Annotated in this window: 3 protein-coding genes; 2 read left to right on the plus strand and 1 reads right to left on the minus strand. The window is 71.1% G+C overall.

The features are described 5' to 3' along the window. Window positions 1–190: 190 nt before the first annotated feature. Window positions 191–709, minus strand: coding sequence for a hypothetical protein (locus tag ACFUK0_RS37635; RefSeq protein WP_380258120.1), 519 nt, complete (start codon window positions 707–709; stop codon window positions 191–193). Between the two features lie 139 nt (window positions 710–848). On the opposite strand from ACFUK0_RS37635, the gene ACFUK0_RS37640 reads away from it, so the two are divergent. Together ACFUK0_RS37640 and ACFUK0_RS37645 are read left to right on the plus strand one after the other, a co-directional pair. Beyond that, window positions 849–2345, plus strand: a complete 1497-nt coding sequence (locus ACFUK0_RS37640) for a hypothetical protein (RefSeq protein WP_380258122.1) — start codon at window positions 849–851, stop codon at window positions 2343–2345. A gap of 679 nt (window positions 2346–3024) precedes the next feature. Further along, on the plus strand, window positions 3025–3807 hold the full coding sequence (locus ACFUK0_RS37645) for a TSUP family transporter (protein ID WP_380258124.1): 783 nt from the start codon (window positions 3025–3027) through the stop codon (window positions 3805–3807). The last annotated feature ends 561 nt before the right edge of the window (window positions 3808–4368 follow it).

Below are 4368 nucleotides of genomic sequence, written 5' to 3' on the forward strand. Positions count from 1 at the left end.
CCTGGCCGCCGGCCGTACCCAGCCCACGCGGCCCGGCGTACGCCGCAGCCACCTCTGACCCTTCGCCGGGCCGGGCCGGGCGTACGACAGCAGGCCCAGGACGTGAAGTCCGGGGCCTGCTGTCGTTGTCCCGACCAAGTCAGGGCTCCGCCCGCGGGCAATGGTGTGCGGGAGGAGCGGTCTGATCCTGTCACGCCACGGGGGGATGGCCGGCATCTGCGGGGCGGGCGTGGGGTTCGAGGAAGAGGCCGAGGAGGCCGGCGGGCACGGGCTGCTGACCGGGGCCTGGACGGGGCCCGCGTCCGGCCGGACGCGGGCTGTGAGTGGGCACCTCACCGCCTGCGACGGGCCGCAGGCCCGTCCGGTCGGGCAGTACGCCGAGCGCCCCACAGAGGGCCGCCTGGTGCTCGACCACGGCCCGGGCGTGCCGGACGACCAGGGCGAGCTGCTCGCCGTCCATCGACTGCAACTGCTCCATTACCTCGGCGGCCAGTTCCGGGCCGATGCCCTCCAGCAGCTTCCAGGCCTCCTCCTGCAGTTGCGGTGCCTGCTCGGCCAGGCGGCGCTGACGCAGGGCGGCCTGGCGGCAAGCCTGGCCGCAGTAGAGGCCGGGCCGGCCGGTGCGGGCGGGGCCTGGAAGCTGCCGTTCACATCGAGGGCCAGCGCACTGTGGGGACGCTGTCGGCTCGTGAGGCTTTGGCTTCGTCACAACCACACGGTGACGGAACCCGGGGGGCGCCACAAGTTGCCCCGCCGGAGACCCGGGGCCGCGATAATCCGTCGCGACACCGGCCCGGCTGGCGGAGTATGGCGGAATGGTGGCTCCGTACAGATATGCCCGTCACGTCATGGACGACGAGTACCGGCAGCGCGTCCGTCGGCACAGTCCGAGTTCGCTCCTGCCGCTGATCGCGGCTGCCGGAGCGCGGCACGGACGGCCCGGAGAGGGCTTGGACTCCGTGCTGAACAGCCCCTACCGCAAGTACACGCCGTGGGCTCTCGCGGATGCCGCCCGCGTCGCGGTCGCGGAAGGAACCGAGTTCAACCGCACCGATGCGACAGAGGGCGACCTACTCGCGATTCTCGCGGCGCACTCCTCCCTCAAGGACCCGACGCTGCACGGAGACGGTATCGACGCAGACCGCGTCCGCGACTTCCTGCTGCGCACCGCCGGCCAGCAGTTCGTCTACCAGCTCTCGGAGTTTGGTACCTGGGCCCGGACCGCGGCCCTCTACCTTCACACGCCGTTCCCGGAGCACCGCACCCCTCGCATCCTCGCCACCGGATGGGAGGAAGAGCTGCTCGGCTGCTCACTCGCGGACTACATCAGCATCAGCAACACCCTCTGGGCCAGCGCCGTCACCTGTGGAGGCCGCTTCGACCTCTCCCTCATGGACAGTCCCGGAGGAGAGCGCGTCTGGGACGTCGTGGACCGAGAGACGACCATGCGGGTCCTAGAGCGCCACTTCTCCATCGACCCGGCGGAGTTCAAGCGGGCGGACACAGCAGTGAGAGAGCGCATGAAGGGGACGCCCGGGACCACTTCGCAGATGCGCCAGTTCACCCACAACCCCCTCGTCGCCCGTCCGGCGCTCACCGGCTACGGCGACAGCTGGCTGCTGTGTCCGGTTCCCCAGCTCGTCTTCCGGAAGGCCGGCCCGGCCGGCATCTCCTTCACCGGCCTCCAGCACTACGGCACCGACTTCAACCTGGAGACCGGGTATCTCTTCGAGGAGTACGTCGGCCGCCAACTGCGACTGCTCCGCAACGCCGAGGTGCTCCCGGAGATCCACTACACGGTCAAGCGCCAGGTCCACCACGGAGTCGACTGGATCGTCGTCTTCGACGATCTCGTGCTGCTCGTGGAGGTGAAGGCGGCCATGCCCACCGAGAGGGCAGGGCTTGGCATCTCCTACGGGCTGGAGGAGACCGCGCGAAAGATCGGCAAGGCGTACCAGCAGATCTCCCGCACCGAGGAACTGATCGCGAGCGGGCGCCCAGAGTTCGCAGCCGTGCCCACAGACCGGCCCCGGCACGGGCTCGTGGTCACGCTTGAGCCCTTCCACATTGTGAATGCCCCACTGCCCATGCCGAACCTGACCAAGCCGCCGATCTTCACCACCGTTGCCAGCGCCAGTGAACTTGAGCAGTTGGTGTGCTTCACGGAAGACTCGCCATCGAAACTGCTCCTCGAGCGTGCAGCAGATCCGCAGCGCTCCACCTGGGATCTCAACGCGGCGTTCGCGAACCGCGAATGCGCCCCCAACCCAGTGCTCGAGGAAGCATGGAGCATCCTCCCCTGGACACAAGCCTCCCGGCGCGCCAACCGGACCACTGGGCAATAGCTCGGGCCGCTTGGGTCCAGCTCCGGACGATCCGTGGTGGGAGGTCCGGGTACTGCACGCGGAGCTCTGCCCCGCCTTGAAGCGCCCCAAGGCAACTGCCTGAGCAAGGACGGCTGCCAGCAGGGCAGGATCTGCCCGCCCCGTTGGGTGCTCCGGGTCCTGTCCTGTGACCTCATGGCGTTTTGAGCGCTTGAATCGCGTTCTGGTAGACCAATCCGGGCGGGTGGTCGGCCCCTGTCCGGCGGTCTGGCGGTACTGCGGGGCGCGCGCGGTTTCGGTGACTGTTGGTGGTCGTTCGCCCCGGCTGGCCGGGGCTTGGCGGGCAGTCCGGGGGCCGGGGCGGCTGCGGGGTGCTCCGGCGAATTGACGGCCCGTCGGAATTGGTGCCGGAATTGCCGCCGGTTTCCGTTCTGGTTTTCCTTGGCGATTCAGCCGGAATTACCGCTGGCCGGGGCTGTTTCGGCGGGTGGTGAATTCATGTGGGGAGTTGGCTGGGGGTCTGGCGGGGGTGCGGTGCGGGTTCCGGGCGTTCCCGCCGGCCGCCGGCCCGCCGGCTGCGCATGCCGCCACTGCGCCCGCCCGGGCCGTTCGGAGGCCGCTGTCCGGTCCGTGGACGTCGCCTCGGGGTGCCGTGGGCGGGCCGGATACTGGCCCGACGATCTGTCGAGGGGGCCCCGGGGTGGAGTGGTCATCCGGGCTGCTCGGCTTCACCGCCGGGTTGTTGATCTCGGTGGTGACGGCGCCGGTGGGTGTGTCGGGGGCGGTGTTCCTGCTGCCGGTGCAGGTGAGTGTGCTGGGTGTGCCGAGTCCGGCGGTGACGCCGACGAACCTGCTGTTCAACGTCGTGGCCGGCCCCGGGGCCCTGTTGCGCTACCGCCGGGCCGGGGGCCTGGGCGGCCCGCTCACGCGGCTACTGGTCGCGGGCACCGTGCCCGGCGTCGTCGTCGGCGCCGTCATCCGGGTGTTCGCCGTCCCCGGCCCCCGCGTCTTCCGCCTCCTGGTCGCCGCCCTGCTGCTGCCGCTCGGCGTCTGGTTGTGCGCCCGCACCCTGCGCCCGGCCGGACCCCGCCCCGGCGCCGTGCCGACGGCCAGGACGACCACCGCACTCGCCCTGGCCGTCGGCGTGGTCGGCGGGATCTACGGGATCGGCGGAGGTTCCATCCTCGGCCCGCTCCTGGCCGGCCGCGGCGTACCGGTGGCCACCGTCGCGCCAGCCGCACTCACCTCCACCTTCATCACCTCCATCGTGGGCGCCGGCACCTACGCGGCGCTGGCCCTGACCACCGCCGGCGACATCGCCCCCGACTGGCTGCTCGGCCTGTCCTGCGGCCTCGGCGGCCTGGCCGGCGGAAACCTCGGCGCCCGCCTCCAACCCCGCCTGCCCGAGACCGTGCTGCGCCTGCTGCTCGGCGTCCTGGCTACTGCTGTGGGCACTCTCTACGCAGTTCAGGGCCTTCGCTGACCAGCGCTGGCCCTCAGAAAACCGCCTGTCCGGGCAACCCTGGCCGTCCCGCTCGCCGCCCTCCGGCCCGCCCCGGCTGCCCTCCGGCCCGGCTGTGCCTGGTGGTGGCCTTCGGGGGCCTGGTTGGGGGCCCTGACGGCCCCTGTAGCGGGTGCTGCCGGTCTCTCGGGCCGCTGTCCCGTTCCTGCTGCTCCTGGCCTACTGTCACGGGGCCTGCCACTGGTCGGCTGGCGGTCTGTCGGGTGGGGCAATTCCTGCTGCCTGCAGGACCGTTGACTGTGGTTCGTCCGTTGCCCGGGGTGGCTCCGGGGCTCTGGTGCTACGGAGGATGGGTGGGGTGTACTGGTGGCCTGTCGCGTCGGAGGGGGCCGTATGTCGCACACATCGGATGCAGGACCGCCCTTTCCTGAGGGTGATGCGTCCGAACCGTCGTCCGGCGGCCCCGATCCGGACGGGGTGTTCGACCCGGGGACCTGGCTGACCGCTCAGGAGGTCGCTGGGCTGTGGTCCGTGCGGGAGGACTGGGTGGGGCGGGTGGCACACGTGGCGGGGGTTCGCCGT

The organism is Kitasatospora sp. NPDC057223 (assembly GCF_042669755.1).
Lineage (GTDB): Bacteria > Actinomycetota > Actinomycetes > Streptomycetales > Streptomycetaceae > Kitasatospora.